Source organism: Kitasatospora sp. NPDC058218 (genome assembly GCF_042882445.1).
In the GTDB taxonomy this organism is placed as follows: domain Bacteria; phylum Actinomycetota; class Actinomycetes; order Streptomycetales; family Streptomycetaceae; genus Kitasatospora.
The window spans coordinates 52,003-78,782 of record NZ_JBHVWC010000006.1 but is presented as its reverse complement, the minus strand read 5'-3'; the positions used below and the strand labels follow the sequence as shown (position 1 = coordinate 78,782).

Genomic DNA, 26,780 nt, shown 5'->3' with positions numbered 1-26,780 from the left:
GGAAGGGTCCGCTGAAGAGATGACCGCCACCGAAAGCCCCCGGCCCTACCCGGACGACGCGATCGCGATCGTCTCCATGGCCTGCCGATATCCGGGGGGCGTCCGCACTCCGGAAGACCTCTGGCAGCTCGCCTCGGCAGGCGTGGACGCGATCACCGAGTTCCCCACGAACCGTGGCTGGGACCTGGCCTCCGTCTACGATCCGAACCCCGGCACCCCCGGGAAGTCCTGCACCCGCCACGGCGGATTCCTGGAGGACGCCGACCGGTTCGATGCCCGCTTCTTCGGCATCTCGCCGCGAGAGGCCGCCGGAATCGACCCCCAGCAGCGGCTGCTGCTGGAGGTCGCCTGGGAGGCCTTCGAACGCGCTGGCCTCGACCAGCGGGCGCTGCGCGACAGCAACACCGGCGTGTTCGTCGGCGCGATGGCCCAGGAGTACGGCCCCCGCCTGTACGAGGAGAACCAGGGCGCGGGCGGTTACCGGATCACCGGTAGCACCACCAGCGTCGCCTCCGGCCGCATCGCGTACTTCTTCGGCCTGCGCGGCCCGGCGCTGACCGTCGACACGGCCTGCTCCTCCTCGCTGGTTGGCATCCACCTCGCGGCGCGGGCGCTGCGCGACGGTGACTGCGACCTCGCCCTGGCCGGCGGCGTCGCCGTCATGCCGACTCCGGGCCTGTTCATTGACTTCAGCCAGCAGAGCGGCCTGTCCACCGACGGCCGGTGCCGGGCGTTCTCCGACGAGGCCGACGGCACCGCCTGGGCTGAGGGCGTGGGCCTGCTGCTGCTGATGCGCGCCGAGGAAGCCGTCGCCAAGGGCCACCGGGTGCTCGCCGTGCTCCGCTCCACCGCCGTCAACCAGGACGGCGCCAGCAACGGCCTGACCGCGCCCAACGGCACCGCGCAGGAGCAGGTCATCCGGCGGGCCCTGGAACGGGCCGGCCTCGGACCGCTGGACGTCGACGCCGTTGAGGCGCACGGCACCGGCACGCCGCTGGGCGACCCGATCGAGGCCCGCGCGCTCGCCGCGGTGTACGGCCGCGACCGGTCCGCGGACCGGCCCCTGTGGCTCGGCTCGCTCAAGTCCAACATCGGCCACGCCCAGGCCGCGGCCGGCGTCGGCGGCGTGATCAAGATGGTCGGGGCGATGCACGCCGGCGTCCTGCCGGCCACCCTGCACGTGGGCACGCCCAGTCGGCACGTGGATTGGGCGGACAGCGGCCTCGCCCTGCTGTCCGAGGCCCGGCCCTGGCCCGCGAACGGCCGTCCGCGCCGGGCCGCGGTCTCCTCCTTCGGGATCAGCGGCACCAACGCGCACGTCATCCTGGAGGAGCCGGTCCGCATGGCCGAGCCCGAGCCGGGCCCGTCGGCAGAGGGCCCGTTCGTCTGGACGGTCTCCGCGCCGAACGCCGACTCCCTCCGCGACCAGGCCGCCGCGCTCGCCGAGCACGTCCGGGCGAACCCCGGCGTGCCCGCCCAGGACGTCGCGCACTCGCTTGCCGCCCGTACGGCATTCAAGCACCGCGGCGTGGTGGTCGCCGATGACCTCGGCCGGCTGCTGACCGGCCTGGACGCGCTCGCCGACGGCCGTCCGGCGCCCTCGGTCCCCAGCCGCTACGTCTCGTCCTTCGTCAGCCGCGGCGAGGCCCCCGGCCGGGTGCAGCCAGTGTTCGTCTTCCCTGGGCAGGGCTCGCAGTGGCAGGGCATGGGCTTGGAGCTGACGGAGTCCTCCACCGTCTTCCGGGACGCGATGAAGGAGTGTGCCGAGGCCCTGGCCCCCTACTGCGACTGGGACCTGACGGCCGCCCTGCGCGGCGAACTCAACGACCGCGTGGACGTCGTCCAGCCGGCCCTGTTCGCCGTGATGGTCTCACTCGCCCGGCTGTGGCGCTCGATCGGCGTGGAACCGGGCGCGGTGATCGGGCACTCCCAGGGCGAGATAGCCGCCGCCCACGTGGCCGGGGCCCTCGACCTGAAGGACGCCGCGCGCATCGTGGCGCTGCGCAGCAAGATGCTGCGCAGCCTTGCAGGCACCGGCGGCATGGTGTCCGTCCCGCTGCCGGCCGACCGTACGCAGCGGCTGCTCGACGGGCTCGCCGGGCGGGCCGACATCGCCGCGGTCAACGGACCGGCGATCACCGTGGTGGCCGGCGAGCCGGGTGCCCTCGACGAACTGCTGGCCGGCTGCGAGCGCGACGGCATCGATGCCCGCCGGATCGACGTCGACTACGCCTCGCACACCGCCGACATGGAGGTGCTCCGCGAGCGGATCGCCGCCGACCTGGCCGGCGTGGCGGCCCGCCCCTCGCACGTCCCGCTGTACTCGACGCTCACCGGGAAGCTCGCCGACACCTCGACCATGGGCGCCGACCACTGGTTTGAGAACCTGCGCAACCCCGTGCTGTTCGACCCCGCGGTGCGCGAGCTGGTCCGGGCCCGCCACCGGGTGTTCCTGGAGATGAGCCCGCACCCCGTCCTCACTCTCGGCGTCCAGAGCACCCTGGAAGAGCTGGGCGTGTGCGGCACGGTCCTGGGCAGCGTGCGGCGGCGCAGCGGCGGCATCGATCAGTTCCTGGCCTCCGCGGCCGCGGCATACGTCGCCGGTGTGCCGGTCGACTGGTCGATGGCGAGGCCTCGGGCCCGCTCGGTCCGGCTCCCCTCGTTCCGCTTCCACCGCAGCCGCTATTGGCTCGAACCGCCTGTGGCGACCGGATCAGGCCGGCAGTCCGCCTTCCTGGCCGAGGCGGTCGACCTGCCCTCCGGCGAGGTGGTGCTGGCCGGTACCGTTTCCGCCACCCGTCACCGCTGGCTCACCGACCACCGGGTCGGCGACACCGTCCTGCTGCCCGCGACCGCCTTCGTGGAGCTCCTCGCCGAGACCGGCGCGCGGCTCGGCTGCCCGGTCGTCGAGGAGCTGACGGTCGAGCAGCCGCTGACCGTGGCCGAGGACGGCACCGAGGCACAACTGTGCGTCACGGTGGTCCCGGCCGACGCCTCTGGCCGCCGGTCGCTGACCGTCAGTGCCCGGACCGGTCATGGCGTCTGGACACGCCACGCGAGCGGCGTTCTGGCTGCCTCCGGCCCGGCGCCGCAGCTCTCGCCGGCGGAATGGCCTCCGGCCGGGGCCACCGCCGTGGACGTCCGGGACGGCTACCGGCAGCTCGCCGCGCGCGGCTACCACTACGGCCCAGCCTTCACCGGCGTGCGGGCGATGTGGGTGCGCGGCTCCGAGGTGTTCGCCGAACTCGCCCTCGGCGCGGGTGTGTCGGTGGAGCAGGGTTGGGCGGGGCCGCACCCCGCGACGCTGGATGCCGCCCTGCACCCGCTGGCGCTGTGCTCCTCCGCCGGACTCCAGCTCCCCTTCGCCTGGCGGGACGTCGAGCTGCGGCCGAGCAAGGCCGAGCTACTGCGGGTCTCCGGGCGCTTCGCCAACGGACGCTGCTCGCTGTCCGTCACCGATGAGCAGGGCACGCCGGTTGCCTCGGTGGGGTCGCTAACCCTTCGGCCGGTGCCCGACTCGGACCGTGGCTCCCTGCTGGACGTGGCCTGGCGGCCAGTCAACCCGGAAGGCGTGCTGGAGCCGGATGAGTGGGCGCAGCTCGGCTCTGGCGAACTCGGCGGCCTGCGCACCTACTTCGACCTCGACGCGGTGGCCGGAACGGCGCCGAAGGTGATCACGACGGTCATCACCGGCGCGGGCCCGCTGCCGGGCGCCGCCCACGACGCGGCCGAGGCCGCGTTGGAGACGCTCCAGCGCTGGCTGTCCGACAGCCGGTTCGACGCGAGCACGCTGGCCGTGGTGACCCGCGGCGCCGTCTCTGTGCTCGGCCGGGAGTCGTTGGAGGGACTCCCGCAGGCGACCGTCCCCGGGCTGGTCCGGGTGGCGCAGGCAGAGCACCCCGGCCGGGTGGTCCTGATCGACCTCGACCGGGACGCCCAGTCACTTGCTGCGTTGCCGGCTGCCCTCGCCTGCGACGAGCCCGAGCTCGCGATCCGCAGCGGCCGGATCTACGCCCGGCGCCTGGCCACGCCGCCCGCATCGGAGCTCAGCACCAATCCTGGCAAGGGCAGTTGGCGGATCGACGTGACCAGCAAGGGCACCCTGGACAACCTGGCCCTGCTGCCGCACCCGGAGGCCGACGCCCCGCTCGGCGCGCGCGAGGTACGTATCGAGGTCCGGGCAGCCGGGCTGAACTTCCGCGACATCGCGGTCGGCCTGGGGCTGGTCGCCACCGAGAAGACCATGGGCAGCGAGGGCGCCGGCGTAGTCACCGAGGTCGGCTCCGCCGTCACCGCGGTCTCGGTCGGGCAGCGGGTGTTCGGTGTCTTCGAGCGCTCGCTCGGCCCGGTCGTGGTCGCCGACGAGCGGATGGTCCGGCCGATGCCGGAGAGCTGGTCCTTCGCACAGGCGGCGGGTGTGCCGATCACCTACATCACCGCCTACCAGTGCCTGGTGGAGATCGGCCGGGTTCAGCCGGGCGAGTCGGTGCTGATCCACACCGCGACCGGCGGTGTCGGTACCGCCGCGATCCAGCTCTGCCGCTTCCTCGGCGCCGAGGTCTTCGCGACTGCCAGTCCGGCCAAGCACGACATGCTCCGCTCGCTCGGCCTGGACGACGCGCACATCGCCTCCTCCCGCTCCCTCGCCTTCGAGGAGCAGTTCCGGGCGACCACCGCCGGCCGCGGCCTCGACGTCGTCCTCAACTCCCTCGCGAACGAGGCGATCGACGCCTCGCTGCGGCTACTGGCCCCCGGCGGCCGGTTCGCCGAGATGGGCAAGACCGATATCCGCGACACCCTCAAGACGGAGACGGACCACCCGGGGATCGCGTACCAGGCGTACAACATCCTCGGCGAGGAGCCGGAACGGATCGGTGAGGTCCTGGACGAGCTGATCGCTCTCTTCGGCCGGGGCGCCCTGTCCCACCCCCCGCTCACCACCTGGGACGTCTTCGACGGCCCGCAGGCGCTGCGGCACCTGAGCCGGGCGAAGCACCGCGGGAAGATGGTGCTCACCCTGCCGCGCCGCCTCGACCCGGAGGGCCTCGTCCTGATCACCGGTGGCACGGGGGCGCTGGGTGGCCTGGTCGCCACGCACCTGGCGACCGAGCACGGCGTCCGCCGTCTGCTGCTGGTCAGCCGGCGCGGTCCGGCGGCGGGCGAGGCGGAGCGCCTCGCTGCCGACCTGGCGGCGCTCGGCGCGGAGGCGACGGTCGTGGCTTGCGACGTCACCGACCGTGCCGCGCTCGCCGAGCTGTTGCGCCAGTACCCGCCCGCCGCTGTCGTCCACACCGCCGGGGTCCTCGACGATGGCCTGCTGGTCGGCATGACCGGCGACCGGCTGGCCCGGACGATGCGTCCGAAGGTCGACGCCGCCTGGCACCTGCACGAGCTGACCAGGCACCTCGACCTGTCCGCGTTCGTGCTCTTCTCCTCGGCCGCCGGTGTGCTCGGCGACCCGGGACAGGGCAACTACGCGGCGGCCAACACCTTCCTGGACTCGCTGGCGCAGCACCGGCGTTCGCTCGGCCTGGAGGCGACCAGCCTGGCCTGGGGCTTCTGGGAGCAGCGCAGCGGGATGACCGCCCACCTGTCCGACCAGGACGTCGCCCGGTTGCGCCGCAGTGGCATCGCGCCGCTGGCCACCGATCGCGCACTGGCCCTGTTCGACGCCGCGCTGGGTGGCGGGCGGGCGCTGTCGGTACCGATCCGGCTGGACCTGGAGACCTCGCGCGGCGGGCGGTTCGCCGTCCTCCTCGGCGAGTTGCTGCCCGAGCCGGCGGAGGGCGTCGCGGCACCGGCCCCCGTCGAGGTGCAGGCGTCGGCCGACGCCGCGTCGACCGTGCCCGCCCCGTCCGAGCGGACGCAGGCCGGCACCTCGGCCGCCGAGCTGATGGGCCTGGTCCGCAGCCACGCCGCGGAGGTGCTCGGCTACGCCGCCGACGAGGAGATCCAGCCCGGGGCGACGTTCAAGGAGCTGGGCTTCGACTCGCTCCTCGGCGTGGACCTGCGCAACCGGCTCAACGCCGTCACGGGTCTGCGGCTGCCCGCCGAGGCCGTCATCGAGAGCCCGACCCCGGAACTCCTGGTCACGTTCATGCTGGCCCGCCTGGCCGAGCGTTGACCCTCGGCGTACCGGCACCCGGAGCACCTGAACCACCGGGGCCTGCGGCACCCGCCGTGGGCCCCGCCCCGTCCCTCCCCGCATCGCGACGACGTACCACGCGTCCTCGATCGGGGCTCGAAGCGCCCCTGCCACAGTCGGGGCGTCCCGCGAAAGGATTCCCAATGAAGTTGTCAAGCCTGTCTGGTGACCCGCTGTGAGCGTGTCAGCCGAGCGCGACAGGGCTGGACGGTGCGGCGATCTCGAAGGTGCGGCCGTCGCGTATGAGCGCCCGCAAGACGTTCAGTCGGCGGCGTGCGAGGGCGATGGTGGCCTGCTTGTGACCCTTGCCCTCGGCCTTCTTCCGCTCGTAGAAGGCTTTCGAGGTGGGGCAGCAGCGGGCGGCGACCTGGGCGGACATGTAGAAGACCCGCAGCAGGCGTCGGCAGTAGCGTCGGGGCCGGCGCATGTTGCCGCTGATCCGTCCGGAGTCCTTGGGGACCGGTGCCAGGCCGGCGACGCCGGCGAGGCGGTCCGGGCTGTCGAAGACGCCCATGTCGCCGCCGGTGGGGGCGATGAACTCGGCGCCCAGGACAGGGCCGATACCGGGCATGCTCAGGATGACCTCGGCGTGCGGGTGGTCGCGAAACCTGCCCGTCAGGGCGTCGGTTTCGGCGATCTCCTCATCGAGGGCCATCACCTCCCTCGCCAGCTTGGCCACCACGGCGGCGGCCAGCTTCTCCCCGGGGACGGCGCTCTGCTGGGCCTGGGCGGCCTCGACCGCGGTGGCCGCGACGAGCTTGGAGTTGCGGACCTTGCGGTTCCTGAGCCACTCCGCGAGCCGGTTCACGCCGATGCCTCGCAGGGCGGCCGGGGTCTGGTAGCCGGTCAGCAGGATCAGCGAGGCCTTCGAGGTGCTGTAGTCGAACGCCCTCTCCAGGGCTGGGAAATACTCCAGCATCTGGGCCCGCAGCCGGTTGATGGTCCTGGTGCGGTCGGCGGCCAGGTCCAGGCGGCGCGAGGTGAGGATCCGCAGGTCCACCGCGATGTCGTCACCGCGGTGCATCCTCTGGAGATCACGACGCATGCGTGCCTGGTCGGCGATGACGAAGGCGTCCTTGGCGTCCGTTTTCCCGTCGCCCCGGTAGGAGCCGGACGCGTGGTGGACGGTGCGGCCGGGGATGTAGAGGACCTTCTGGCCGTTGGCGGTCAGCAGCGCGATCATCAACGCGGCCCCGCCGGCGTTGAGGTCGATCGCCCACGTCACGGGCTGCCCATCGATCAACTTCATTACGTTGCTGATCAGTTGGAGCAGTGCGGTCTCGTCGTTGGCCACCCGCCGCGACAGCTTGCGCTTCCCTTCGCTGTCGATCACCACGCAGTGGTGATCGACCTTGCCCGCGTCCATACCGGCCCACAGTTCGGGCACGGCCACCTCCGAAGTCGTTCCTGTGCCGGTCCCAGCAGACGACCTCGCCAGCGTGCCCTTACCAAGCGATCTTGTCGCGCGCATCCCAATGAGTGGTCGAGTCGTCGCGGGATGTCGGGCGGCCGATCCTTTCAAGCCACCACTGGGCTGGAACAGCACAGCCACACCCAGCATCCCTGGGCCTCCCGATCCTATGAGTGACCGGAACCAACCCACCTACAACGTAAGGAGAACACCCATGGGGCCCCACAATGGAAGGACCGCCCTGGTCACCGGCGGAACCAGCGGTATCGGTCTGGCCGTGGTTCGCGAACTGGCCACCCGGGGGACCGCCGTGTTCCTCTGCGCCCGCAACGCCGAGGTGGTCGAGACGACCGTGAAGGAGCTGCGGGCCGAGGGCCTGAACGTCGCCGGTACGGTCTGCGACGTGCGTGACGCCGACGCGGTCCGGCGGACCGTCGAGGAGGCGGTGGCCTTCGGCCCGATCGACATCCTCGTCAACAACGCTGGCCGCAGCGGCGGCGGCATCACCGCCGAGATCCCCGAGGAGCTCTGGCAGGACGTCCTGGACACCAACCTGACCAGCGTCTTCCGGACGACCCAGGCCGTCCTCAACTCCGGTATGCCCGAGCGCGGTTGGGGGCGGATCATCAACATCGCCTCGACCGCCGGCAAGCAGGGCGTGGTGTACGGCGCCCCGTACTCCGCCTCCAAACACGGCGTGGTGGGCTTCACCAAGGCGCTCGGCCTCGAACTGGCCGGCTCCGGCGTCACGGTGAACGCGGTCTGCCCCGGCTACGTGGAAACGCCGATGGCACAGCGCATTCGGGCCGGGTACGCGCAGCACTGGGAGGTCACCGAGGACGCCGTGCTCACCAAGTTCAACGCGAAGATCCCGCTCGGTCGCTACAGCACCCCTGAGGAGGTCGCGGGCCTGGTCGGCTACCTGACCACCGTGACCGCGGACGCGATCACCGCCCAGGCGCTCAACGTCTGCGGCGGACTGGGCAACTTCTGAGCAGGATAGGGACAACTGTGACCACCACCCGAGTAACCCACCGGATCGACGTCGTGGCGCCCGCGCAGGTCGTCCACCGCATCGTCTCCGACGTCACCTCCTGGCCGCTCTACTTCCCTCCGACCGTCCGGGCCGAGCAGGTCTCCCGCGACGCGGACGGCGAGCTGATCCGCATCTGGGCGCTGGCCAACGGCGAGCTGCGCACCTGGACCTCCCGGCGCCGGCTGGATGAGGTCGCCCTGACCGTCGAGTTCGAGCAGACCACGCCGACGGACCCGGTGGCCTCGATGGGCGGCGCCTGGCGACTGGAGGACCGCGGCGCCGACGGCTGCACCGTGTTCCTCGACCACCACTACCGGGCGATCGATGACGATCCGCAGGCCCTGGAGCGGATCTCCCGCGCTGTCGACACCAACAGCCGCTCCGAGCTGGCCGCGCTCAAGGCCGCGGCCGAACGCGCGGCGGACGAGGAGGAACTGCTCGTCGACTTCAGCGACAGCGAGACCTTCCCGGGCACGGTCGAGGACGCCTACGAGTTCATCCGCGACCTGGAGAAGTGGCCCGAGAGGATCACGCACGTGCTGCGGATGGAGGTCCGCGAGGACATTCCCGGCCTCCAGTACATGGAGATGGACACCAAGTCGCCGGACGGTTCGGTGCACACCACCCAGTCGGGGCGGGTCTGCGTCCGGCCCGGACTGATCGCCTACAAGCAGACCAGGGTGGCCGGCGTCCTGCTCGCGCACACCGGCGAGTGGACCTTCGAGCCGGACGGCGAGGGCTCCGTCCGGGTCACCTCCCGGCACCGGGTGATTCTCGACGTCGAGGCGATCGCCGCGCTGCCGAAGCCGCCGGCCTCGCTGGCCGAGGCCCGGGTGGCGGTGCGCAACGCCCTGGGCGGCAACAGCCGCGCCACCATCGCCATCGCGCGTCGGTACGCCGAGCAGTGCTGATCCGCGCGACGGACCCCACCCCGCACGGCCCCGTACGACCCCACTCACGAAAGCGAAGGTGACCGACATGGCCGAGATGACCCTCGACGAACTCAAGGGCTTCCTGCTCCAGGCGATGGGCGAGGACGACTCCCTCGACCTGTCCGGCGACATCCTCGACACCGGCCTGACCGAACTGGGCTTCGACTCGCTCGCCATCATCGACACCACCAACAAGGTGGAGCGGCACTTCGGCATCAAGCTACCCGAGTCCGAGGCCTCCGACATCGAGACCCCGCGTGACTTTCTGGACGTGGTGAACCGCGCGATCACGGTCGCAGCCTGATCCCGGTCCGGAAGGGACAAATCGATGTCATCACACCTTGCCGCACAGGCCCCGGCGACGTACCGGGAAGCAGCCACGGCCCTGGTCCTCGCGTACGTCAACCGCGCGGTGGCACTGTCCGAGGAAGTCGCCGTCCCCCGGACGGACATCGACACGGCCATGCGGCTCGGTTGCGGCCTGCCGGAGGGACCGTTCGAGACCGTCGCCCGGCTCGGGGTGCCGCAGGTGCACCGGGCGCTGACGGAGCTGTGGAAGGAGACCGGCGACATTGCCTTCGCCCCGGCCGCCGCCCTGCTGCGGCCGGGGATCGGCCGGTCGTCGGTCCACGGGTCCCCGGTGGTCCCGGAGCCCGGGCCGGAGGTGCCGCCAGTCGGCCGGCTCGGGATCCTCGGGGCGGGCACTATGGCCCGGGGCATCGCCGAGGCTGCGGCCCTGGCCGGGCTGCCGACCCTGGTGGTGGCGCGCGGCGCCGACTCCGCCCGGCGGGCGCGGGTCGGCGTCGACAGCTCCCTGGACCGCGCGGTGCGGCGCGGCCGTGCCACTCAGCGGGGTGCGGCCGAGGCGATGGCCCGGCTGCGCTTCGAGGCCGACCCCGCATTGCTCGGCGACTGCGACCTGGTGGTTGAGGCAGTTGCCGAGGACGAGGCGGTCAAGCGCGAGGTCTTCGCCCGCCTCGGCGCGCTCTGCCGCCCCGGGACGGTACTGGCGACGACCACCTCCAGCCTGTCGGTCGCCCGCTGCACCGAGCCAGCCGGCCGCCCCGAGCGGCTGGTCGGGCTGCACTTCTTCAATCCGGCCCCGCTGATGCGGCTGGTCGAGTTCGTCCCCCTTCCGGAAACCGGGGTCGTCGCCACGGCCACTGCCCGCTCGCTGTGCGTACAGCTGGGCAAAACGGTGGTCCAGTCGCCGGACCGGTCCGGGTTCATCGTCAACTACCTGCTCTTCCCGTACCTGGCACGCGCCCTGCGGCTGGCCGAACGGACCGGCATCGGGCCCGAGGCGCTCGACACCGCGATCGTCGACGGCCACGGCTTCCCGATGGGGCCCTTCGCCCTGCTGGACACGATCGGGCTGGACGTCTCCCTGGCCATCCTCGAACGGCTGCACGGGTCGTTCCGGGAGCCCGACTTCGAACCGCCGCAGTTGCTGCGCCGGTACCTGGCCGAGGGCTGCCTCGGCCGCAAGAACCGACGGGGCTTCCGCACCGCCTGAGGCCGGGCGGAGCAGCGCACCCCATGGAGGATCGATGACTTCCGAACTGATCAATCGAGTCCGAAGGTTCGCCGAGACGGAGCTCCTGTCCAAGGAGAACTGGTTCGACAGCAGGCCTGAGACGCCGGTTCCAGCCTCGTCCACCCTCCACGCGGCCGGTCTGGCCAACTGGTGGCTTCCGGCCGAGTACGGAACGGCCGGCGCCTCGCTGACCGAGAGCGTCGACGTCGTCTCCGCGCTGTCGTACGCGGACGCCGGATTCGCTTTCTCCTCGTTCCTCTCCGTCCTCGGCACCACGATGCTGCGGCTCTTCGCCGAGCCGGTACTCGCCACCGAGCACCTGTCCCGCATGGCCCGGGGCGGCGGCTTCTGCGGGATCCTCGCAAGCGAGGAGGAGGCCGGCAGCGAACTCGGCCGGATCACGACCAGCTACGCCACGGTCGGTGGCGATCTAGTGCTCAACGGCGACAAGTACTTCTCGACCAACACCGATGCGGCGGACTTCCTCCTGGTGCTCGCCCGCTCGGCCGAGGACGAGTCGAACTTCGGCATGGTCCTGCTCCCCCGGGACACCCCCGGCATCGAGATCGCTAAGCGATGGGACATGATCGGGATGCGCGGTTCGGCCACCTACCAGGTCCGGCTGACGGATTGCACCGTACCTGCGGCGAACCTGCTGCGCGGCAACGGCCTGCGCAACCTGGAGGCCGGCCTGAACGCCAGCCGCATCCTGATCGCCTCGACCGCGATCGGCATCGCCCGCCGCGTCCGGGACATCTCGATGGAGTACGCCGCAGGCAAGCAGGTCAAGGGCGCTGCGCTGAGCAGCAACGCGGTGTTCGCGGGCAAGCTCGGGCAGATTGAGATGCACATCGACGTGATGCGCAACCAGTGCCGCTCTGCGGCCGCCGAGTTCGACGCCGTGATGGCCTCCAACGACCCGGCCGGGACCTTCTACCGCACCGGGACGATCCGTTCGGCGCTGGCCGCGAAGATGTTCTGCGGGCAGGCCGGCTGGGCGGTGGCGACGACCGGGTCCGAGATGTTCGGCGGACTCGGTTACACCCACGACCACCTGATCGGCAAGCTGGTCCGGGACCTGCGCTACGTCGGCCTGGTCGAGGGCGGCGACGACGTCATCCGTGATCTGCTGTACACCCGCTACGTCATCCCGATGGCCAGGCGGCTCTGATCGGCCACCGGCCCGGCGGCGGTCCGCTCCTGCGGACCGCCGCCGGTCCGGTCCGCAGGAGCCACGGCTGCCCACCTTCGACCGGCCTTCACCGTCCATCCAGTACCGGAAGCACAAGGTCCGATTACGGACAGCACGGGGGCCTTCGATACCTGCAAGCCCGAACCCGTCCGGGTCCACAAAAGCGGACGGGCTGCCGTTACGATGCAAGGGGAAAATCCCCGACGACGCGGCCGCAGGGCGATTCGCGCACGCCGACCGGTGGCCGAAACCCGCACGTAACGGGCATCGCGATTTGGCTCTAAATGACTCTTGTTCCGGCCTGCCACGACACCAACATAATTTGTGTCGTGCGATCAAGACACCGCTACCGCGAAACGGATCGCACAACGGCCCAAAAACGGGGCGGATGTTCCACGGGGGGACAGAACGTGTTCGACCAATCCAGTCCACTTCGAACGAAGACGGCCGACGGCGCGGGAGAGAACTGCGACACGTCCAGGCCCACCACCATCCTGCTGGCTGGCCGCCAGACGCTCTTCCTGGACGGCCTTAGTCGCCTCCTGGAGGACGAGGAGGACATGCGGGTCGTCGCGGTGGCGAGTACGGCGGAGCTTGCGATGCGCGCCGCCACCACCCACAACCCCGACGTCGTGCTGGTCTGCGGGAACATCGACGACCCCGCTCCGGCGACCATCCCCGACATGCTGCGCAAGGCCGAGTGCTGGGCCCGGACGGTGTTCGTCGGAACCAAGGACGCCTCTCCCCGCGTCCTCGAACTGGTCCGCCTCGGCATTTCCGCCTACCTGCCGGCCCGCGCCTCGCACGCCGAGCTGAAGGCGGCGATCCGCTCCGTCGCACGGGATTCCGACCGCGTCGTGATTTCCCTTTCGAGGGACGAATTTCGCCGCATCTCCAGTTCGGAGAAATCTCAACTATCTCAGCTGGAGATCCAGATTCTTGGCATGGTGGCGACAGCCATGACCAACGGTCAAATCGCCCACCGCCTGTCCATGAGCGAAGCGGTCGTGAAGCGGCATCTCCGCAATATCTTCCGACGCCTCGGTGCCGTATCCCGCCTGGACGCGGTCAACAAGGCCTGCGACGCCCGACTGCTGGTGCCGCAGCGGAACGCCCGCACCGGCACCTCCGCCGAGGGTCGCGGCCCGTAGGCGGTTTCCAGGAATCGTTGCAACAGGTGGTGGGTTGTCTAGACCGCGAGCAGTTTATGCCCGCACTCGACCGGGGTTTCCCGGCCGAGCGTTTTGCATGGGCGGCGGTTGAGCTGGTCGGCGACGGCGGTCAGGTGTTCGGCGTTGGGATTGTGGACTGACAGGCAGGTGCCCTGGGGGAGTACTGCCGCAGCAGGCCGTTCCAGCCCGGCCCTCCGTCGTCCCGGACGCCTACCTGCTCACCGAGCGTTGACCGTGAGCGCCGCTGCCGTAGGGGCCCGTGGGCCGGCAACCGTCCGAAAGGCTGCCGGCCCACGGGCCCCACGCTGTGTCACGCCCCGGTCAGCACCATCGCCGAAGCGAACCCGCCACGGCCGCGGGCGAGCACCAGCGCCGCCCGGACGCCCTGCTGCCGCGCCGTGCCCGTCACCAGATCGATCCGCGGGTCAACGGCCTCCCGGCGGACGTTGGCGGTGGCCGGGACCACACCGTCCCGGATGGCCAGCAGCGCGGTCGCCACGTCCAGCGGCGCGCCCCCGGACAGCAGCCGCCCGGTCATCGTCTTCGGGACGCTCACCGGCACGCCCCGCTCACCGAACAACGCCGCCAGGGCGTCTGCCTCGGCCCTGTCGAGCGCCACGGAGCCGGCGGCGTCCGCGAAGACCACGTCGACGTCCTCGGCGGCCAGTCCCGCATCGGCCAGAGCGGTCCGGGCGGCCCGGAGCAAGCCGTCCCCGCCCGAGGCCTCCGGGTCCGGGTCGAAGGCGGATCCGTAGCCCGCGATCGCCCCGTAGATCCGCGGCGCCCGCCGTTCCTCGGCGGCCTCCCGGCTCTCCAGCACCAGGACCGCGCCGCCCTCGCCGATCGCGTGGCCGGCGGCCTCCCGGTCGAACGGCAGGTACGCGCTCTGCGCGTCCAGACCGCCCGTCACCTCGCCGGTGGCCGACTGGATCGCCACGCCGTACGGGCAGATCAGCCCGTCCAGGCCGCCTGCCGTCATCAGCGCGGTGCCCTTGCGCACCCGGCGCCGGGCGAAGGCGATCGCGTCCAGGCCGCCGGCCTGCTCGGAGACGACCACGCCGCCGGGGCCGCGCATCCCGTTCCGGATCGAGATCTGGCCGGTGTGCACTGCGTAGTACCAGGCAAAGGACATGTAGGCGCTGACGGACTCCCAGCCGCTGCCCCACAAGGCCTGCAGCTCCCGCTGGCCGAACTCCAGGCCGCCGGTCGAGCTGGAGACGGCGACGCCCATCGAGTACTCCGGCAGTTCCTCCGGCCGCACCGCCGCGTCCTCCAGCGCGAACTCGGCGGCGAACAGCGCCAGCCGGGTCAGGCGGTCGGTCTGTGGCATCAGCCTCCTGGTGAACTCCGTCTCCGCAGGGAAATCAGGGACCTCACCAGCCAGCCGGATCGGATAGCCGGAGGCATCGAAGCGGCTGATCGGGCGGATGCCCGACTCCCCGGCCTGGACCGCCTTCCAGTAGTCGTCCGAGCCGACTCCGTTCGGCGCGACCACGCCGATCCCGGTCACCACGACCTCGTGCTTCATCACCGGTCACGCTCCACATCGGTCAGAACCATCGCACTCTGGAACCCGCCGAACCCGCTGCCGACAGTCAGCACTGCGTCGAGCCGCTTCTCCCGGGCCACCAGCGGGACGTAGTCCAGGTCACAGGCCGGATCCGGCTCGTGCAGGTTGGCGGTCGGCGGGACGAGGCCGTGGCGCATCGCGAGCGCGCAGGCCGCGATCTCGATCGAGCCGATCGCCCCCAGCGAGTGCCCCACCATCGACTTGATGCCGCTCATCGGAGTCCGGTACGCATGCTCGCCCAGGCTGCGCTTGACTGCCGCCGTCTCGTGCAGGTCGTTCTGCTTGGTGCCCGAGCCATGAGCGTTGACGTAGTCGATATCCTGGGCCACGACCCGGGCGTGGGTCATCGCCTCGTTGATCGCCTCGGACATCTCCCGGCCGTCGGGCTTCAGCCCGGTCATGTGGAAGGCGTTGCAACGGCTCGCGTAGCCGCCGACCTCGGCATAGATCCGAGCACCGCGGCGGCGGGCGTGCTCGTACTCCTCCAGCACCAGGACGGTCGCGCCCTCGCCGAGTATCAGCCCGTTGCGGGTGCGGTCGAACGGCCGGCAGGCACTCGCCGGGTCGTCGTTGCGGGTCGACGTCGCCTTGATGACGTCGAAGCAGGTCAGGGTGATCGGCGAGATCGGCGCATCGGTCGCGCCGGTGACCATGACGTCCGCCTCGCCGTCCCGGATCAGCTCCGCGGCGTACCCCACTGAGTCGATGCCGGAGGTGCAGCCCGTCGAAACCACGGTCGCTGGCCCAAGCGCTCCGGTCGTTAGCGCGACCTCCGCGGCGATCGAGCTGGGCAGAAAGTAGTCGTACAGGTGCGGCACCACGAAGGACGGATCGACCAGCCAGTCCGTGCCCGAGTTGCTGAGGACGGCGTACTCCTGCTCCATCGTCGTGGTGCCGCCGACGGCGCTGCCGATCGCCACACCCGTGCGCTCGGCCGTCCGCCCGTCCAGGTCCAGCCCCGCGTCGGCCATGGCCTCCAGGGCCGACACCATGGCCAGTTGCGACACCCGGTCGGTGCGGCGCACCTGCTGCTGCGTCAGTCCGAGCACGAGCGGGTCGAAGTCACACTCGGCGGCGACCTGGCAGCGGTGCTTCGACGCGTCGAAGTGGGTGATGGTCCTGGTCGCGGTGGTACCGCTGCTGATCAGATCCCAGAAGGCCTTCGTCCCGACACCACCCGGCGCCGTGACGCCGATGCCGGTGATGACTGCTCTGCGGGTCATGCGTTCTCCTTCACTACGGCGGCGAGTAGATCGAGCTGCCGCAACTCGGTGGAGCAGGGGATGAGGACGAGCTCGTCGCAGCCTGCCTGTCGGTAACCGGCCACCGCTTCGCGGACGGCCTCCGGAGTGGTCAGCGCGCTCGCGGCGATCAGTTGGGCGACCGGCCCGGCGAACGCGTAGTACGCGCCGAGGTGGTGCCGCGCCGCCTCGGGGCCCTCCGGCCCGAGTGCGTAGTACGCCTGTGCGACCAGTCGCGGCCGGCCCTCGCGACCCTGCTCGGTCCAGGTCTGCCGCGCCTCGACGGCGCGCTGCGCGAACTGCTCTGGCAAGGCGACCACCACGGTCCCGGCCCCGTAACGGGCCATCCGGACCAGGGCGGCCTCACTGCGCCCGCCGACCAGCAGCTGCGGCCGGCCGTGCTTCGGCCGGGGACCGACCGCGCCGTCGTCCCAGATCCCGTTCAGCTCCTCCAGGATCCGGTCGAGCTGACGGCCGCGGCCGCGGAACTCCATGCCCGAAGCCTCGAAGTCGTCCGGGCGTATACCGGCCGCAACTCCGAGTACCAGCCTGCCCTCGGAGAGCTGCTGCAGGGTCATCACCTGTTTCGCGAGCAGCGCGGTGTTGCCGCGGTACGCCGGGATCAGGACCTGGGTGGCCAGCCTGATCCGCTCGGTCACCGCCGCGGCGGCGGCGAGCGACATCAGCGGCTCCGCGCCGTCGCACACCAGCCGGTCAAGCACCGCGAGGGTGCAGAAGCCGTGCCGCTCCGCGCCACGGGCCCAGTCCCGCAGCACGTTGGCCGTCAACTCACCGGCCATTGTCGGCAGGCCGACACCGATCTCCATGGTCACTCCCCTGCTCGTTCGCTCGCCAGGAGAGTGTCGGCGTACGCGGTGGCGGCCCGGTCGAAGCGCAGCGCCGCGTGCGAGGTGGCTGCCGTGATGTCCCGCCAGAGGCGCTGCAGCGGGTGCGCGGCGCCCTGCACCGAGGTACCGGCCGTCCGGATCAGTTCGTGGGCCGTGTCCGCCAGGAGTCGGCCGAGGTAAGCCGCGTCACGGGCGTTGCGGACGGCGAACCGGCGGGCCTCACCGGCGTCGAGCAGCGCCGCTGCCCGGCCGGCCAGCAGGGCGGCCGAGTCAAGGTCCGCGGCGGCCCGGGCCAGCACCAGGTCGTTCACCGGCGTCACACCGCCGCCCGGCGCCGAGCGGCGGGCGGCCACCAGGGCGGCGTACGCGTCCACCATGCCGCCCACCGCGCCGATCACCGGGGCCACGCAGGTCAGGCCGCCCACCGCCATCAGCGGCACGTTGTGCTGCGGGCTGTGGGAGACCTTGTTGATCCCGGCCACCACCTCGGCCAGCAGGACCGTCCGGTGTTCGGGGACGAAGACGTCCCGCAGCACCACCGTGTGGCTGCCGGTCGCCCGCATGCCGACGTTGTCCCAGGTCTCCTCGACCGTGTAGTCGGCCCGGGGAACAGCGAAGAAGCGGGGCGGTTGCGCCCCGGGACCCTGGCGCGGGCCGGCCAGGATCGCCCAGTCGCTGAAGGTGGCACCGCTGACGTACGACCAGCGGCCGTCGAGGCGGAAGCCGTCGTCGACGGGCTCGGTCGCGCCGCTCGGCACCAACCCGGAAACCCACAGGACGTTCGGGCTCTCGCCCCAGAACTCCTTCTGGGCCCGCAGCGACAGATGGGTGGCGAAGCGCGCGCTGTAGGCGAACATCGAGCTGCACCAGGCGGTGGACGCACAGGTTTTGCCGATCAGCGCCATCGCCTCGGCCAGCTCGGTGAACGTCCCGTCGGTGCCGCCCCAGCGGACCGGGACGAAGTGGCGGGGATAACCGGCCGCCGTCAGCGCTTTGACGGTCTCGGGGTCGAGGGCACCGGTCCGGTCCGCCTCCTCCGCGTAGCGGTGGGCCGTCTCAGCGACCCGGGCGGCGCGGGACATCAGGTCTTCGGTCAGGGGGTCTGTCACGTTTCGGCTTCCTAACTCCGCGCTGCGCCGGGCATGCACGGGAGGTCTGGTACGGGCAGGGTGTCCGCAGCCCCTCGACATCCGATCCAGGCGTGTCGGAACCCGGCCGAGGCGTGCACCGGCCGCCGTCCCGCCTCCAACGGCCCTTTAGCGGGCGTCGAACGGCGGTTGGGAGGGTGCCGTTCACAGAGACCGCAGGCAGTACTCCACGAGGAGAGCCCATGGCCGAACAGCAGCCGATCCCCGACGTCCGCAAGTCGGTCACCGTGGCCGCCACCCCGGAGCAGGCGTTCCGGGCGTTCACCGAGCGGCTGAGCGAGTGGTGGCCGCCGTCGCACGTCCTGCTGAAGAAGGAGCGGGTCGGCCTGGCCTTCGAGCCGGGCGTCGGCGGCCGCTACTACGAGTGGGACGTCGAGGACAACGAGGTGGACTGGGGCCGCATCCTGGTCTGGGAGCCGCCGCACCGCCTGGTCATGACCTGGCGGGTGGACGGCCGCTGGCAGTCGATCCCCGATGACGAGAAGGCCAGCGAGATCGAGGTCGAGTTCACCCCGGTCGAGTCCGGCACCCGGGTCGAGCTCGCCCATGTCAAGCTGCACAAGCACGGCGAGGATGCCCGACGGATCTTCGCCGCGCTCGACGGACCGAGCCCGGGCGAGACCCTGGAGCGTTACGCCCGGGTGCTCTGATGCCCGTCGCCTCGCATCACCGACCCGGCGACGCCGTCCCCGCCGGGCTCGACGTCCCCGACGCAGCCGCGTTCCGCGCCGCGATGGGCCGCTTCCCCACCGGGGTGACAATGCTGACCCAAGGCAGCGGGGACGCCACCACGGCCATGACCCTCAACAGCCTGGTGTCAGTCTCCCTCGATCCGCTGCTGGTCCTGGTCTCCGTCAAGGGCAAGGGACGGATCCGGCCGCGGATCGTCCGGGCCGGCTCCTTCGCCGTCAACCTGCTGGGGCAGCACCACCAGGACCTCGCCCTCGACTTCGCCCGGCCCGACCGCCCGGTGGGCGCCGCAGCCATGGCCCGGCTCGCCGCGGTCGCGGGGGGCACCGGGAACGCGGTGATGCCCTCGGCGACCGCCGCGCTGGAGTGCCTGCTGCACGCCGAGGTCGAGGCCGGCGACCACGTCCTGCTGATCGGTCGGGTCGCCACGATCCACACCGGCGACCCGGGCACCCCGCCGCTGGTCTTCCACCGGGGCGGCTTCACCCGCCTCGCTCATACCGAGGAGCTCCCATGACCGTGCCCGCCCACCCGCGGATCGAGTCCGGTCCCGCCGCCGAGCCCGTTCTGCGGGAGGTCGCCGACGGCGTGTACGCGTTCGAGCAGGCGCCGGGCGGTTGGTGCCTGAACAACGCCGGGCTGGTCACCGGCGGCGGCCGGTCAGTGCTGATCGACACGGCGGCCACCGAGGCCCGCGCCCGGCGGCTGAAGGCCGAGGTCGAGAAGGTCGCCCCCGGCGGCCCGGAGATGATCGTCAACACCCACTTCCACGGCGACCACGTCTTCGGCAACGCCGTGTTCGGGCCGGGCACCACGATCGTCTCCCACGAGCAGACCCGCTCCGAAATCGCGGAGGCCGGCCTCGCTCTGCGCGGCCTCTGGCCCTCCGTGGAGTGGGGCGACATCGGGCTGCGGCTGCCGGACCTGACCTTTCGGGAGTCGCTGACGCTGCGCACCGGCGACCTGACCGTGGAGCTTCTCCAGGTCGGGCCGGCCCACACCGCCGCCGACGTGGTGGCCTGGGTCCCCGAGCGCCGGGTGCTGTTCACCGGCGACGTGGCCTGGTCGGGCGTCACCCCGTACGTCCTGATGGGGTCGATCGAGGGCTCGCTACGGACCCTGGCGCGGCTGCGCGCCCTGGAGCCCCTGGTCGTCGTTCCGGGGCACGGTCCGGTGGGCGGCCCCGAGGTGCTGGACGTCACCGAGGCCTATGTGCGATGGCTCGCCCAGAACGCCGAGAGTGGCCTGGCGGCAGGGCTGTCGGCGCTGGAGGCGGCCCGCGCCGCGGACCTCGGCGAGTTCGCCGGTCTGGTCGACTCCGAGCGCCTGGTCGGCAACCTCCACCGGGCCTACGCCGAACTCCAGGGCCTCGCCCCCGGCGCCCGGATCGACGTGGCCGGGTCCTTCCGCGAGATGGTCGAGTTCCACGGCGGGTTGCCGCAATGCCACGCCTGACCGCGCCCCGCCCGTCACCGGTGGAAGGACCGCCCGCGCCGCCCCGGCGTTCCGGGCCGGGCCGGGCCGCCGTCGTCCAATGAAGGCGGTTCGGCTTAGACCTTGTCCTACATGGTGATCTTCGTCAGTCGCTTGTGGCATGTGATGGCGGCGGCAAGGTCGCAAAAGGCCAGGTAGAGCAGGTGGTCGCGCTCGTAGCGGCGGGCAATGCGACGGTAGCCGATGAGCCAGGCCATGGTCCGCTCGATGACCCACCGGTGGCGGCCCAGGGTCTGGCTCGACTCGACGCCCTTGCGGGCGATCCGGGGCAGGATCTGCTGCCGACGGAGCCATCTCCGCAGCTCGGGACTGTCGTAGGCCTTGTCTGCGTGGACCTTGCGGGGACGGTAGTGCAGGCCTCGTTCCGGGTCGTGTTTCATTTGGAGGGCCTGGACCAGCGGGATCAGACCATGCTGGTCGTGGACGTTGCCGACTGACATGGCGACGACCAGGGGCAGCCCGCTGCGGTCGGACAGGACGTGCACCTTGGAGCCGGGCTTGCCTCGGTCGACGGGGCTCGGACCGGTGTGTGATTCCCCGTTGCCTTCTTCGTGGCCCCGCAACGGAGTTCCCGGCCTCCCGGCCCGGCATGACTTGAACCCCCAGTCGATCATGATCGAAAAGGTGGTGTCACCGAGCTCGGAGGCGTTGGCAGACCGCTGATGAGGGGCTTGAGCGCCGGATCCCGCACCGGGTGAGGCAGGCTCTCCGTAACGTGGATGCCGGCACGCCGGTACCGCAGGGCCGGGTAACGAGACCTGGGGAGGGGCAGTTGACCAGCACCGACGGCATAGATCTCTATCTCGGCCTGGACGTCGGCAAGGGTGAAAATCACGCGCCCGCGCTCACGCCGGCCGGCAAGAAGGTCTCGACAGGTCATTGCCCAACAACGAGCCCCGGCTCCGTGAGCTGTTCACGAAACTGGGGGTGAAGGGGGACAGAGTCGACGATGGTGGCCAAGCAGCCTCTGCCGGAACGGTCGCCTGCAGGCACCTATCATAGGACTTCGGCTCGGCCAAACAGCCGTTCGCGTGTAAGCCTCTCCACTGCGGTCAGCTTTCGCAGAGGAGGAGCGCCATGACTCAGCAGTTCATGAGCGTCAAAGAGACCGCAGAGTATCTGAACATGGTCCGTCCCGTGGATCTATCGCGAGGCCTCTCGTGGGGGCCTCATTCCCTTCAGGTTCGGGCATGGGCGGAATGCGAAGCTTCAGTTCAAGGTGTCTGAGGTTCAGACGTGGGTAAAGCAGCAGCGGTTGTCCGGCGGCTGAGTCCATAGGAACGGCGTGCGGAGGCCGAGGTCGAGGACCTGTGCAGCGCGGCCGATGGAGCCGGGCATCAGGTGACGGTAGATCTTGAAGGTGATATCGAGGCTGCGGTGGCCCATCCATTCCGCGACGTCGGTGATCGGGATGTTGTGGGTGAGGCAGTTGGACGCGAAGAAGTGGCGGAAGCCGTAGATGACCATGCCTTCGGGGATCTCGACGAGTCCGTCGCTCTTGATCCGCCGCCACTGGTTGTGCATGAAGTAGTACGGCAAGGGCTTGGTCAGATCACGAGGATGCCGGAGTAGGTAGCCGTCGACGGTGCCGTACTTGTCCGCGTACCACTCAATGGACAGTTTGACCCCGGCCGGGAGCGGTACATCGCGGTAGTCGCTGGCCTTGCGGTGCTTAAGCGGTGCGTAGTCCTTCGTGGTCTGGTTGACCTGCTCGCTGATCCGGTACACGTCGTCGGCGACGATGTTGTTGATATTGACGGCCAGGGCCTCGCCGTTGCGCATGCCGCAGCCGCTCATCAGGTCAGCGGTGAGGCGGAACATGTCGTCGCCGGCGGTGCGTATCTCCTGGAGCTGGGCAGGGGAGGGGATGACGGCGCGCTTGGGGTCGTACTGCGGCGGCTTGACCCCATCGAGTGGGTTGTCGTCGTAGAGCCCGAGCCGGTGGGCGTCCAGGAGGATCGACTTCAGCTTGTCGAAGACGTTCGACTGGGTGGCCAGGTCGACGCCGTTGCGCTCCATTGGCTGGATGAACGTCTCGACGACCTTGTGGTCGAAGGTGCCCATCCGGCGGCTGCGGAACGCCGGGAAAAGGTGGTGCTCCAGGAGTGAGTCGAGGTGCCGCATCGAGCTGGGGCTCAGGTCGCGCTGGCCGGCCCTCCACCCGGTCACGTACGGCTCGAACTGCATCGGGCCGTACTTCTGGATGCGTTCCGCCTTGCGCTGGCTCTGCGGGTTGTTCTTCCGTGCCTGGTAGACCTCGGCGAGTCGGGCCTTGGCCTTGTCCTGGGTGGTGAAGCCGGACTCTTCGGTCTGGCTGCCGGCCGCGTTGCGGTAGCGGATCTTGTACTCGTGCGGGCACCGAGGCCACCGGCTCTCGGGGTGCTCGCACTCCTTGAAGAAGCTGCCCATGCCGCGGACGAGGTTGATGGTGGCCATGATTGTCGACTCCCGGGCGTCTTGCTGACCTTTTGCTGACCCCGGATGGTCGATCAGGCCCCTGACCTGGGAAGAACTGTGAAACGCGTGGTATGTGGTGGAACTTCATCGGCCGCTCCGGCGAGGAGATCAGCCAGGCCCGCGAGGACTGGATGACCACCGCCCGCTTCGGCGACGTCCACGGCTACGACGGCACCCGCCTGCGCGCCCCGGAGCTCCCGGCACTCCCGCTGAAGCCCCGGGGCCGGGTTCGCTGACCTGGTGAAATGCGTCGGGTAGGCATGCCTGTCTGATCCTCTTCAGAGGGTGGATCCGAATAGTGCGGCGGGTCGGACTGAGACAGATGCGGGGCACTCGGGTCGGGTGAATGTGCCCTGCGCGATGCTCTGTCGAGTCGCATGTCTGGGCTGGTACGACAGCCTCTGATCGGACCGATGCTGACATTTTGCCGACCTTCCTGACTAGTCGTCATTTCTACTCTGGGTTCGAGTGCCTCTCTCCGGCTGTGCGTGCTGCACCCGGAGCAGGTGGTCACGTACCCCTCCGCCGGGCTGCTGCCCGAAGAGCTGTGCGCCCGGATCGAGATATCCGCATCTCAGGTAGCTCCTGGCTCTCGGCGACAAAGCCAGGGTGGGAGGACGGTGCCGCAGGTCCGTGGCCGGGCGGGGGTGCCGTTGTCCTTGCCGGAGTTGTCGTTTTCCAGGGACATGCCGGTGTTGGTGTCGTGGATCAGGCCGCTGGTGGCACCGGGGGCCGGGGAGGGCCAGGCGTTGGTCGGTGGCGGTAGTGCGAAGACATCGCCGCACCGGGCGGTGTCTCTTGTGGCGGGTCGGGTGCGAAACTGCTTCTCTCTCATGATCATCAAGCGCAGAATGGTCTGCATGACGATGACACGGGTAATCACACAGCAGGCCATCGGGGGTTCCGACGTGCTGGAACTCGCCGAGATACCCCTTCCCTCGCCGGGCCCCGGCGAGGTCCTTGTGCGCGTACGGGCCACCGGCATGAACCCTGCGGACTGGAAGGTCCGCATCGGCAAGGTGGACTTCTTCGGCCCACCGCCGTTCGTGCTGGGCCACGAGTTCAGCGGAACGGTCGAGGGTACCGGCGAGGGCGCGACCCGCTTCGCGGTGGGCGAGGAGGTCTACGGCTGGACCGTCCCGCCGCAGGGCAGCCACGCCGACCACGTGGTGGTGACCGAAGACCGGATCGCGCCCAAGCCGCGCACCCTCGACCACGTCGGCTCCGCGGCGCTGCCGATCTCCGGCTTCACCGCCTACCAGGCCCTGATCACTCTCTCCGATGTCCAGCCCGGCCAGCGGGTGCTGATCCACGGCGCGGCCGGCGGCGTCGGCCACCTCGCCGTGCAGATCGCCAAGGCCCGGGGTGCGTACGTCATCGGCACGGCCAGCGCCGCCAAGCACGACTATCTGCGCGGACTCGGCGCCGACGAGCTGATCGACTACAGGGTGGAGGACTTCTCGGCCCTGCGCGGCATCGACGCGGTGCTGGACACCATCAGCAACGACTACGGCCCGCGTTCCCTGCTCACCCTCAAGCCGGGCGGCATCCTGGTCGACGTCGTCGGCGTCGGCGTGGACCGCACCGAGGTGACGGCCCGCGCCGCGGAACTCGGCATCCGTTTCGTGGAGTTCTTCCTGGAACCCACCCCCGCCGTGCTCACCGCCTTCGCCGAACTCGTCGACACCCACGGCGTACGCCCCACGATCTCGGAGACCCTCCCGCTCGCCGAGGCCGCGAAGGCCCACGAGCTCAGTGAAACCGGCCGGGTACAGGGCAAGATCGTCCTCGTACCGTAGCCCCGACGTCCTGGATCCATCAGGTCGAGAAGGTGGCTGCCCCGGCTCCGGCTGAACTCGCCGGGCCCGGCGCCCGGTCTTCGCTTCTCCACGGCGTCGGCCCCGACCAGCCGCATCTGGTCGGGGCCGATGCCGTCCGGGTCGGGCCGCGCGCAGGCACGGTGTCATCGAAGCCCTCGATGCAGGCGTGAACTCTTCGTCCGTCCGCACGGCGGCTCCGTGTACGTGCTGCCCTGCGGCGGAGCGGCCTGTTGGTGGAGCTGCGGACGGGGCTGGACGGGGATGGACGCAACCAGAACTGCAACCGACGTCGCCGCACTGGCTCTACCGAACGAGGAGCCTGGTGACCTGCCGCGCCACATTCTCCGGGTCGGCGTCCGGCGACAGCGGGAGCGCGCTTTGACCGGCGCGGAGGCGTGGTCGTGGGCCAGGTGCACCGACACGCCCACCTGGCAGTTGGTGACCTTTCCCGCGGTGCCGGTGTATTGCCGCGACACGCACGCGGAGGCGTCACCGTCCTTGAGGAACCCGGTGTCGTCCACGACCAACACGGTGGGGTCGATCGCCTCGTGCATCCGCCACGTGAGCCTCGCCCGCACCTGGCCGCGCAAGGTATCTGCACGGCCGCTGACTTCACCCGCATCAGCTATGGCGAAGGCGCCCAACGGTCATGGCGGGACGGTGGTGTGGATGCACCGGACCAGTGGCGGCAAGGTCCACATCAACGGGATCGGTGAACACCGCGCCCGAACGTCGATGGAGTGCCGGAACGCGACCCTGGCCCGGGCCGAGGCCCGGGCACCGCAGAGGCTTCCTGCGGATGAGCGCATGCGGTTGGAGCAGACTATCGCCGACGAGCGGTCGCAGGCCGTCGTCCACGAGCTCGTTCGCGGCCTTCAGTACGAGGGGGTGCTGCCCGGGCGCAAGTTCGACGGCGCCGACATTGGAGCGGGGGAGCGGGCGACGGACCGGTTGGCGGTCATCGCGCCCTATCGCGCACAGGTCAAGGCGTTGAAGGGAAGCCTGAAGTACCGGTTCGGGGAGGACTACGAAGGCCTGGTCGACACCATCCACCGGTTCCAGGGCAGCCAACGTCCGATCGTCATCTTCGACACCGCCGTCGGAGCCGGAAAGGACCCGGGCATCTTCTACGCCGGTACCGGCCTCTCCTCCCAGACCTGCCGTCTGCTGAACGTCGCGCTGAGCCGGGCCCAGGACCACCTGATCGTCGTCGCCGACGTCGAGCATCTGCGCAAGCACCTCGGCTCGCACAGCGAGGCCCGGGTCATGCTCGACCACCTGGAGGGCCACGCCCAGGTGATCTCCGCCGACCAGCTGATTCCGACGCGTGACGCGGCACAGTTGTCGGTTCTGTCCGAGGAGGAGCTGGCACGACCGGCCTTCTTCCCAGCCGACGAGGTGCAGAAGGCCGTGGCGTGGGACATCGCCAGGGCCAGGACCAGTATTGAGGTCTACTGCGCCTTCCTCGACCCGCAGCCGGTCCGCCGCTGGTCGGCGCTGCTCGGTGCGCGGGTGGCCGACGGCGTGCGGGTCGTCGTTCACACCCGGTCACCCGAGGAGCAGCGAGAGGCGACCGGGGCGGCCCGTCACCAGAAGCAGATCGAGATCCTCGAAGCAGCCGGCTGCGAGGTGAGCTTTCGTGAGCGGATGCACGAGAAGGTGCTCATCGTCGACAACACCGTGCTCTGGCACGGCTCGCTCAACCTGTTGGCGAGCAGTGGGCCGACGGATCTGATGATGCGCTTCACCGACCCGGCGTCCTGTGAACGTGTCAGCCGGGTCATCGACCGGGCCCGCAAGGAGCGGGCTGCTTGGAACCCGCGGGTGGCAGGGGGTACTGCCACGAGCGCGCCCGGGGCGCCCGGGGCGCCCGGACCGGCCGCTGCCGGCGCAGCCGGATCGGCGACGATCCGCCCTGGGGACGTCGTCGACGGGCGGCTCTATCTGTGTGTCCCGTACGGGGAGAAGGACGAGGCCAAAGCGCTCCTCAAGGCCCGATGGGACAAGCCGAACGAGCTTTGGTACGTCGACGCGGCGCGGGTGACGCGGGAGCAGGCCGCCCGCTGGCTTCCGTGAGGGCGCGCAGC

General features: G+C 70.6%; 19 protein-coding genes and 3 pseudogenes. 14 read left to right on the top strand and 8 right to left on the bottom strand.

The genetic code is table 11. From position 1 onward, the window contains the following. Positions 1–19 precede the first annotated feature (19 nt). Positions 20–6,124 carry a type I polyketide synthase gene (locus tag ACFVYI_RS05345; protein WP_387881794.1) on the top strand — a complete coding sequence of 2,035 codons (6,105 nt, stop codon included), beginning with the start codon at positions 20–22 and terminating at the stop codon, positions 6,122–6,124. A 205-nt stretch (positions 6,125–6,329) separates the two neighbouring features. Here the strand turns inward: ACFVYI_RS05345 and ACFVYI_RS05340 are convergent, their stop codons facing one another. Beyond that, a complete protein-coding gene (locus ACFVYI_RS05340; RefSeq protein ID WP_387881792.1) occupies positions 6,330–7,538 on the bottom strand; it encodes an IS110 family transposase in 1,209 nt (402 codons plus the stop codon). A 232-nt stretch (positions 7,539–7,770) separates the two neighbouring features. Between ACFVYI_RS05340 and ACFVYI_RS05335 the strand changes: the two genes are divergently transcribed. The 6 genes from ACFVYI_RS05335 (at position 7,771) to ACFVYI_RS05310 (ending at position 13,404) form a co-directional block, all read left to right on the top strand. After that, positions 7,771–8,550 carry an SDR family NAD(P)-dependent oxidoreductase gene (locus ACFVYI_RS05335; RefSeq protein ID WP_387881790.1) on the top strand — a complete coding sequence of 260 codons (780 nt, stop codon included), beginning with the start codon at positions 7,771–7,773 and terminating at the stop codon, positions 8,548–8,550. A gap of 17 nt (positions 8,551–8,567) precedes the next feature. Beyond that, a complete protein-coding gene (locus ACFVYI_RS05330; RefSeq protein ID WP_387881788.1) occupies positions 8,568–9,503 on the top strand; it encodes an aromatase/cyclase in 936 nt (311 codons plus the stop codon). 67 nt (positions 9,504–9,570) lie between these two features. Next, positions 9,571–9,828, top strand: coding sequence for an acyl carrier protein (locus tag ACFVYI_RS05325; protein WP_387881786.1), 258 nt, complete (start codon positions 9,571–9,573; stop codon positions 9,826–9,828). Between the two features lie 24 nt (positions 9,829–9,852). After that, positions 9,853–11,040, top strand: a complete 1,188-nt coding sequence (locus ACFVYI_RS05320) for a 3-hydroxyacyl-CoA dehydrogenase NAD-binding domain-containing protein (protein WP_387881784.1) — start codon at positions 9,853–9,855, stop codon at positions 11,038–11,040. Between the two features lie 34 nt (positions 11,041–11,074). Beyond that, complete coding sequence (locus ACFVYI_RS05315) at positions 11,075–12,232, top strand: acyl-CoA dehydrogenase family protein (RefSeq protein ID WP_387881782.1); 1,158 nt, start codon at positions 11,075–11,077, stop codon at positions 12,230–12,232. A gap of 431 nt (positions 12,233–12,663) precedes the next feature. After that, positions 12,664–13,404: a LuxR C-terminal-related transcriptional regulator gene (locus tag ACFVYI_RS05310; RefSeq protein ID WP_387881780.1), complete on the top strand. Its 741-nt coding sequence runs from the start codon at positions 12,664–12,666 to the stop codon at positions 13,402–13,404. Between the two features lie 331 nt (positions 13,405–13,735). Here the strand turns inward: ACFVYI_RS05310 and ACFVYI_RS05305 are convergent, their stop codons facing one another. The 4 genes from ACFVYI_RS05305 to ACFVYI_RS05290 are packed head-to-tail and all read right to left on the bottom strand — an operon-like array spanning position 13,736 to position 18,193. Next, positions 13,736–14,953: a ketosynthase chain-length factor gene (locus tag ACFVYI_RS05305; RefSeq protein WP_387881778.1), complete on the bottom strand. Its 1,218-nt coding sequence runs from the start codon at positions 14,951–14,953 to the stop codon at positions 13,736–13,738. Beyond that, the gene (locus tag ACFVYI_RS05300) at positions 14,953–16,218 is read right to left on the bottom strand and encodes a beta-ketoacyl-[acyl-carrier-protein] synthase family protein (RefSeq protein WP_387881776.1); all 1,266 of its coding nucleotides are present in this window, start codon (positions 16,216–16,218) and stop codon (positions 14,953–14,955) included. Before ACFVYI_RS05300 ends, ACFVYI_RS05305 begins: the two co-directional genes overlap by 1 nt. After that, a complete protein-coding gene (locus ACFVYI_RS05295; RefSeq protein WP_387881774.1) occupies positions 16,215–17,063 on the bottom strand; it encodes an LLM class flavin-dependent oxidoreductase in 849 nt (282 codons plus the stop codon). The genes ACFVYI_RS05300 and ACFVYI_RS05295 overlap by 4 nt, the downstream gene beginning before the upstream one ends. Before the next feature lie 2 nt (positions 17,064–17,065). Continuing rightward, on the bottom strand, positions 17,066–18,193 hold the full coding sequence (locus ACFVYI_RS05290) for an acyl-CoA dehydrogenase family protein (protein ID WP_387881772.1): 1,128 nt from the start codon (positions 18,191–18,193) through the stop codon (positions 17,066–17,068). 221 nt (positions 18,194–18,414) lie between these two features. Here ACFVYI_RS05290 and ACFVYI_RS05285 point away from each other — a divergent pair, with 221 nt between their 5' ends. From ACFVYI_RS05285 to ACFVYI_RS05275, 3 genes are read left to right on the top strand one after another with little or no spacing between them, the layout of a single operon-like run. Beyond that, positions 18,415–18,882: an SRPBCC family protein gene (locus ACFVYI_RS05285; RefSeq protein ID WP_387881770.1), complete on the top strand. Its 468-nt coding sequence runs from the start codon at positions 18,415–18,417 to the stop codon at positions 18,880–18,882. After that, the gene (locus tag ACFVYI_RS05280; protein ID WP_387881768.1) at positions 18,882–19,439 is read left to right on the top strand and encodes a flavin reductase family protein; all 558 of its coding nucleotides are present in this window, start codon (positions 18,882–18,884) and stop codon (positions 19,437–19,439) included. The genes ACFVYI_RS05285 and ACFVYI_RS05280 overlap by 1 nt, the downstream gene beginning before the upstream one ends. Beyond that, positions 19,436–20,377: an MBL fold metallo-hydrolase gene (locus ACFVYI_RS05275; protein WP_387881765.1), complete on the top strand. Its 942-nt coding sequence runs from the start codon at positions 19,436–19,438 to the stop codon at positions 20,375–20,377. Before ACFVYI_RS05280 ends, ACFVYI_RS05275 begins: the two co-directional genes overlap by 4 nt. A 107-nt stretch (positions 20,378–20,484) precedes the next feature. On the opposite strand, the gene ACFVYI_RS05270 is transcribed toward ACFVYI_RS05275, so the two are convergent. After that, the gene (locus tag ACFVYI_RS05270) at positions 20,485–21,030 is read right to left on the bottom strand and encodes an IS5 family transposase (protein WP_387881763.1); all 546 of its coding nucleotides are present in this window, start codon (positions 21,028–21,030) and stop codon (positions 20,485–20,487) included. A 158-nt stretch (positions 21,031–21,188) separates the two neighbouring features. Here ACFVYI_RS05270 and ACFVYI_RS05265 point away from each other — a divergent pair. After that, positions 21,189–21,349, top strand: a pseudogene (locus tag ACFVYI_RS05265) (transposase); the annotation flags it as partial. 297 nt (positions 21,350–21,646) lie between these two features. Here the strand turns inward: ACFVYI_RS05265 and ACFVYI_RS05260 are convergent. Then, on the bottom strand, positions 21,647–22,852 hold the full coding sequence (locus ACFVYI_RS05260; RefSeq protein ID WP_387881761.1) for a tyrosine-type recombinase/integrase: 1,206 nt from the start codon (positions 22,850–22,852) through the stop codon (positions 21,647–21,649). A gap of 92 nt (positions 22,853–22,944) precedes the next feature. On the opposite strand from ACFVYI_RS05260, the pseudogene ACFVYI_RS05255 reads away from it, so the two are divergent. Both ACFVYI_RS05255 and ACFVYI_RS05250 read left to right on the top strand, forming a co-directional pair. Next, positions 22,945–23,109: pseudogene (locus tag ACFVYI_RS05255) on the top strand (pirin family protein); the annotation flags it as partial. A gap of 624 nt (positions 23,110–23,733) precedes the next feature. After that, entirely contained in the window at positions 23,734–24,672 is a 939-nt protein-coding gene (locus ACFVYI_RS05250) for an NADP-dependent oxidoreductase (RefSeq protein WP_387881759.1), read from the top strand. 440 nt (positions 24,673–25,112) lie between these two features. Here the strand turns inward: ACFVYI_RS05250 and ACFVYI_RS05245 are convergent. Then, positions 25,113–25,307, bottom strand: a pseudogene (locus ACFVYI_RS05245) (transposase); the annotation flags it as partial. Positions 25,308–25,320: 13 nt separating this feature from the next. Between ACFVYI_RS05245 and ACFVYI_RS05240 the strand changes: the two are divergent. After that, positions 25,321–26,769, top strand: coding sequence for a DUF5710 domain-containing protein (locus ACFVYI_RS05240; RefSeq protein WP_387881757.1), 1,449 nt, complete (start codon positions 25,321–25,323; stop codon positions 26,767–26,769). The last annotated feature ends 11 nt before the right edge of the window (positions 26,770–26,780 follow it).

Bases quoted from the DNA above. Each gene is read 5' to 3' on its own strand.
- ACFVYI_RS05345 (WP_387881794.1), top strand. From the start codon at position 20: ATGACCGCCACCGAAAGCCCCCGGCCCTACCCGGACGACGCGATCGCG.
- ACFVYI_RS05335 (WP_387881790.1), top strand. From the start codon at position 7,771: ATGGGGCCCCACAATGGAAGGACCGCCCTGGTCACCGGCGGAACCAGC.
- ACFVYI_RS05325 (WP_387881786.1), top strand. From the start codon at position 9,571: ATGGCCGAGATGACCCTCGACGAACTCAAGGGCTTCCTGCTCCAGGCG.
- ACFVYI_RS05320 (WP_387881784.1), top strand. From the start codon at position 9,853: ATGTCATCACACCTTGCCGCACAGGCCCCGGCGACGTACCGGGAAGCA.
- ACFVYI_RS05315 (WP_387881782.1), top strand. From the start codon at position 11,075: ATGACTTCCGAACTGATCAATCGAGTCCGAAGGTTCGCCGAGACGGAG.
- ACFVYI_RS05305 (WP_387881778.1), bottom strand. From the start codon at position 14,953: ATGAAGCACGAGGTCGTGGTGACCGGGATCGGCGTGGTCGCGCCGAAC.
- ACFVYI_RS05300 (WP_387881776.1), bottom strand. From the start codon at position 16,218: ATGACCCGCAGAGCAGTCATCACCGGCATCGGCGTCACGGCGCCGGGT.
- ACFVYI_RS05295 (WP_387881774.1), bottom strand. From the start codon at position 17,063: ATGGAGATCGGTGTCGGCCTGCCGACAATGGCCGGTGAGTTGACGGCC.
- ACFVYI_RS05285 (WP_387881770.1), top strand. From the start codon at position 18,415: ATGGCCGAACAGCAGCCGATCCCCGACGTCCGCAAGTCGGTCACCGTG.
- ACFVYI_RS05280 (WP_387881768.1), top strand. From the start codon at position 18,882: ATGCCCGTCGCCTCGCATCACCGACCCGGCGACGCCGTCCCCGCCGGG.
- ACFVYI_RS05275 (WP_387881765.1), top strand. From the start codon at position 19,436: ATGACCGTGCCCGCCCACCCGCGGATCGAGTCCGGTCCCGCCGCCGAG.
- ACFVYI_RS05270 (WP_387881763.1), bottom strand. From the start codon at position 21,030: ATGATCGACTGGGGGTTCAAGTCATGCCGGGCCGGGAGGCCGGGAACT.
- ACFVYI_RS05260 (WP_387881761.1), bottom strand. From the start codon at position 22,852: ATGGCCACCATCAACCTCGTCCGCGGCATGGGCAGCTTCTTCAAGGAG.
- ACFVYI_RS05250 (WP_387881759.1), top strand. From the start codon at position 23,734: ATGACGATGACACGGGTAATCACACAGCAGGCCATCGGGGGTTCCGAC.
- ACFVYI_RS05240 (WP_387881757.1), top strand. From the start codon at position 25,321: ATGGCGAAGGCGCCCAACGGTCATGGCGGGACGGTGGTGTGGATGCAC.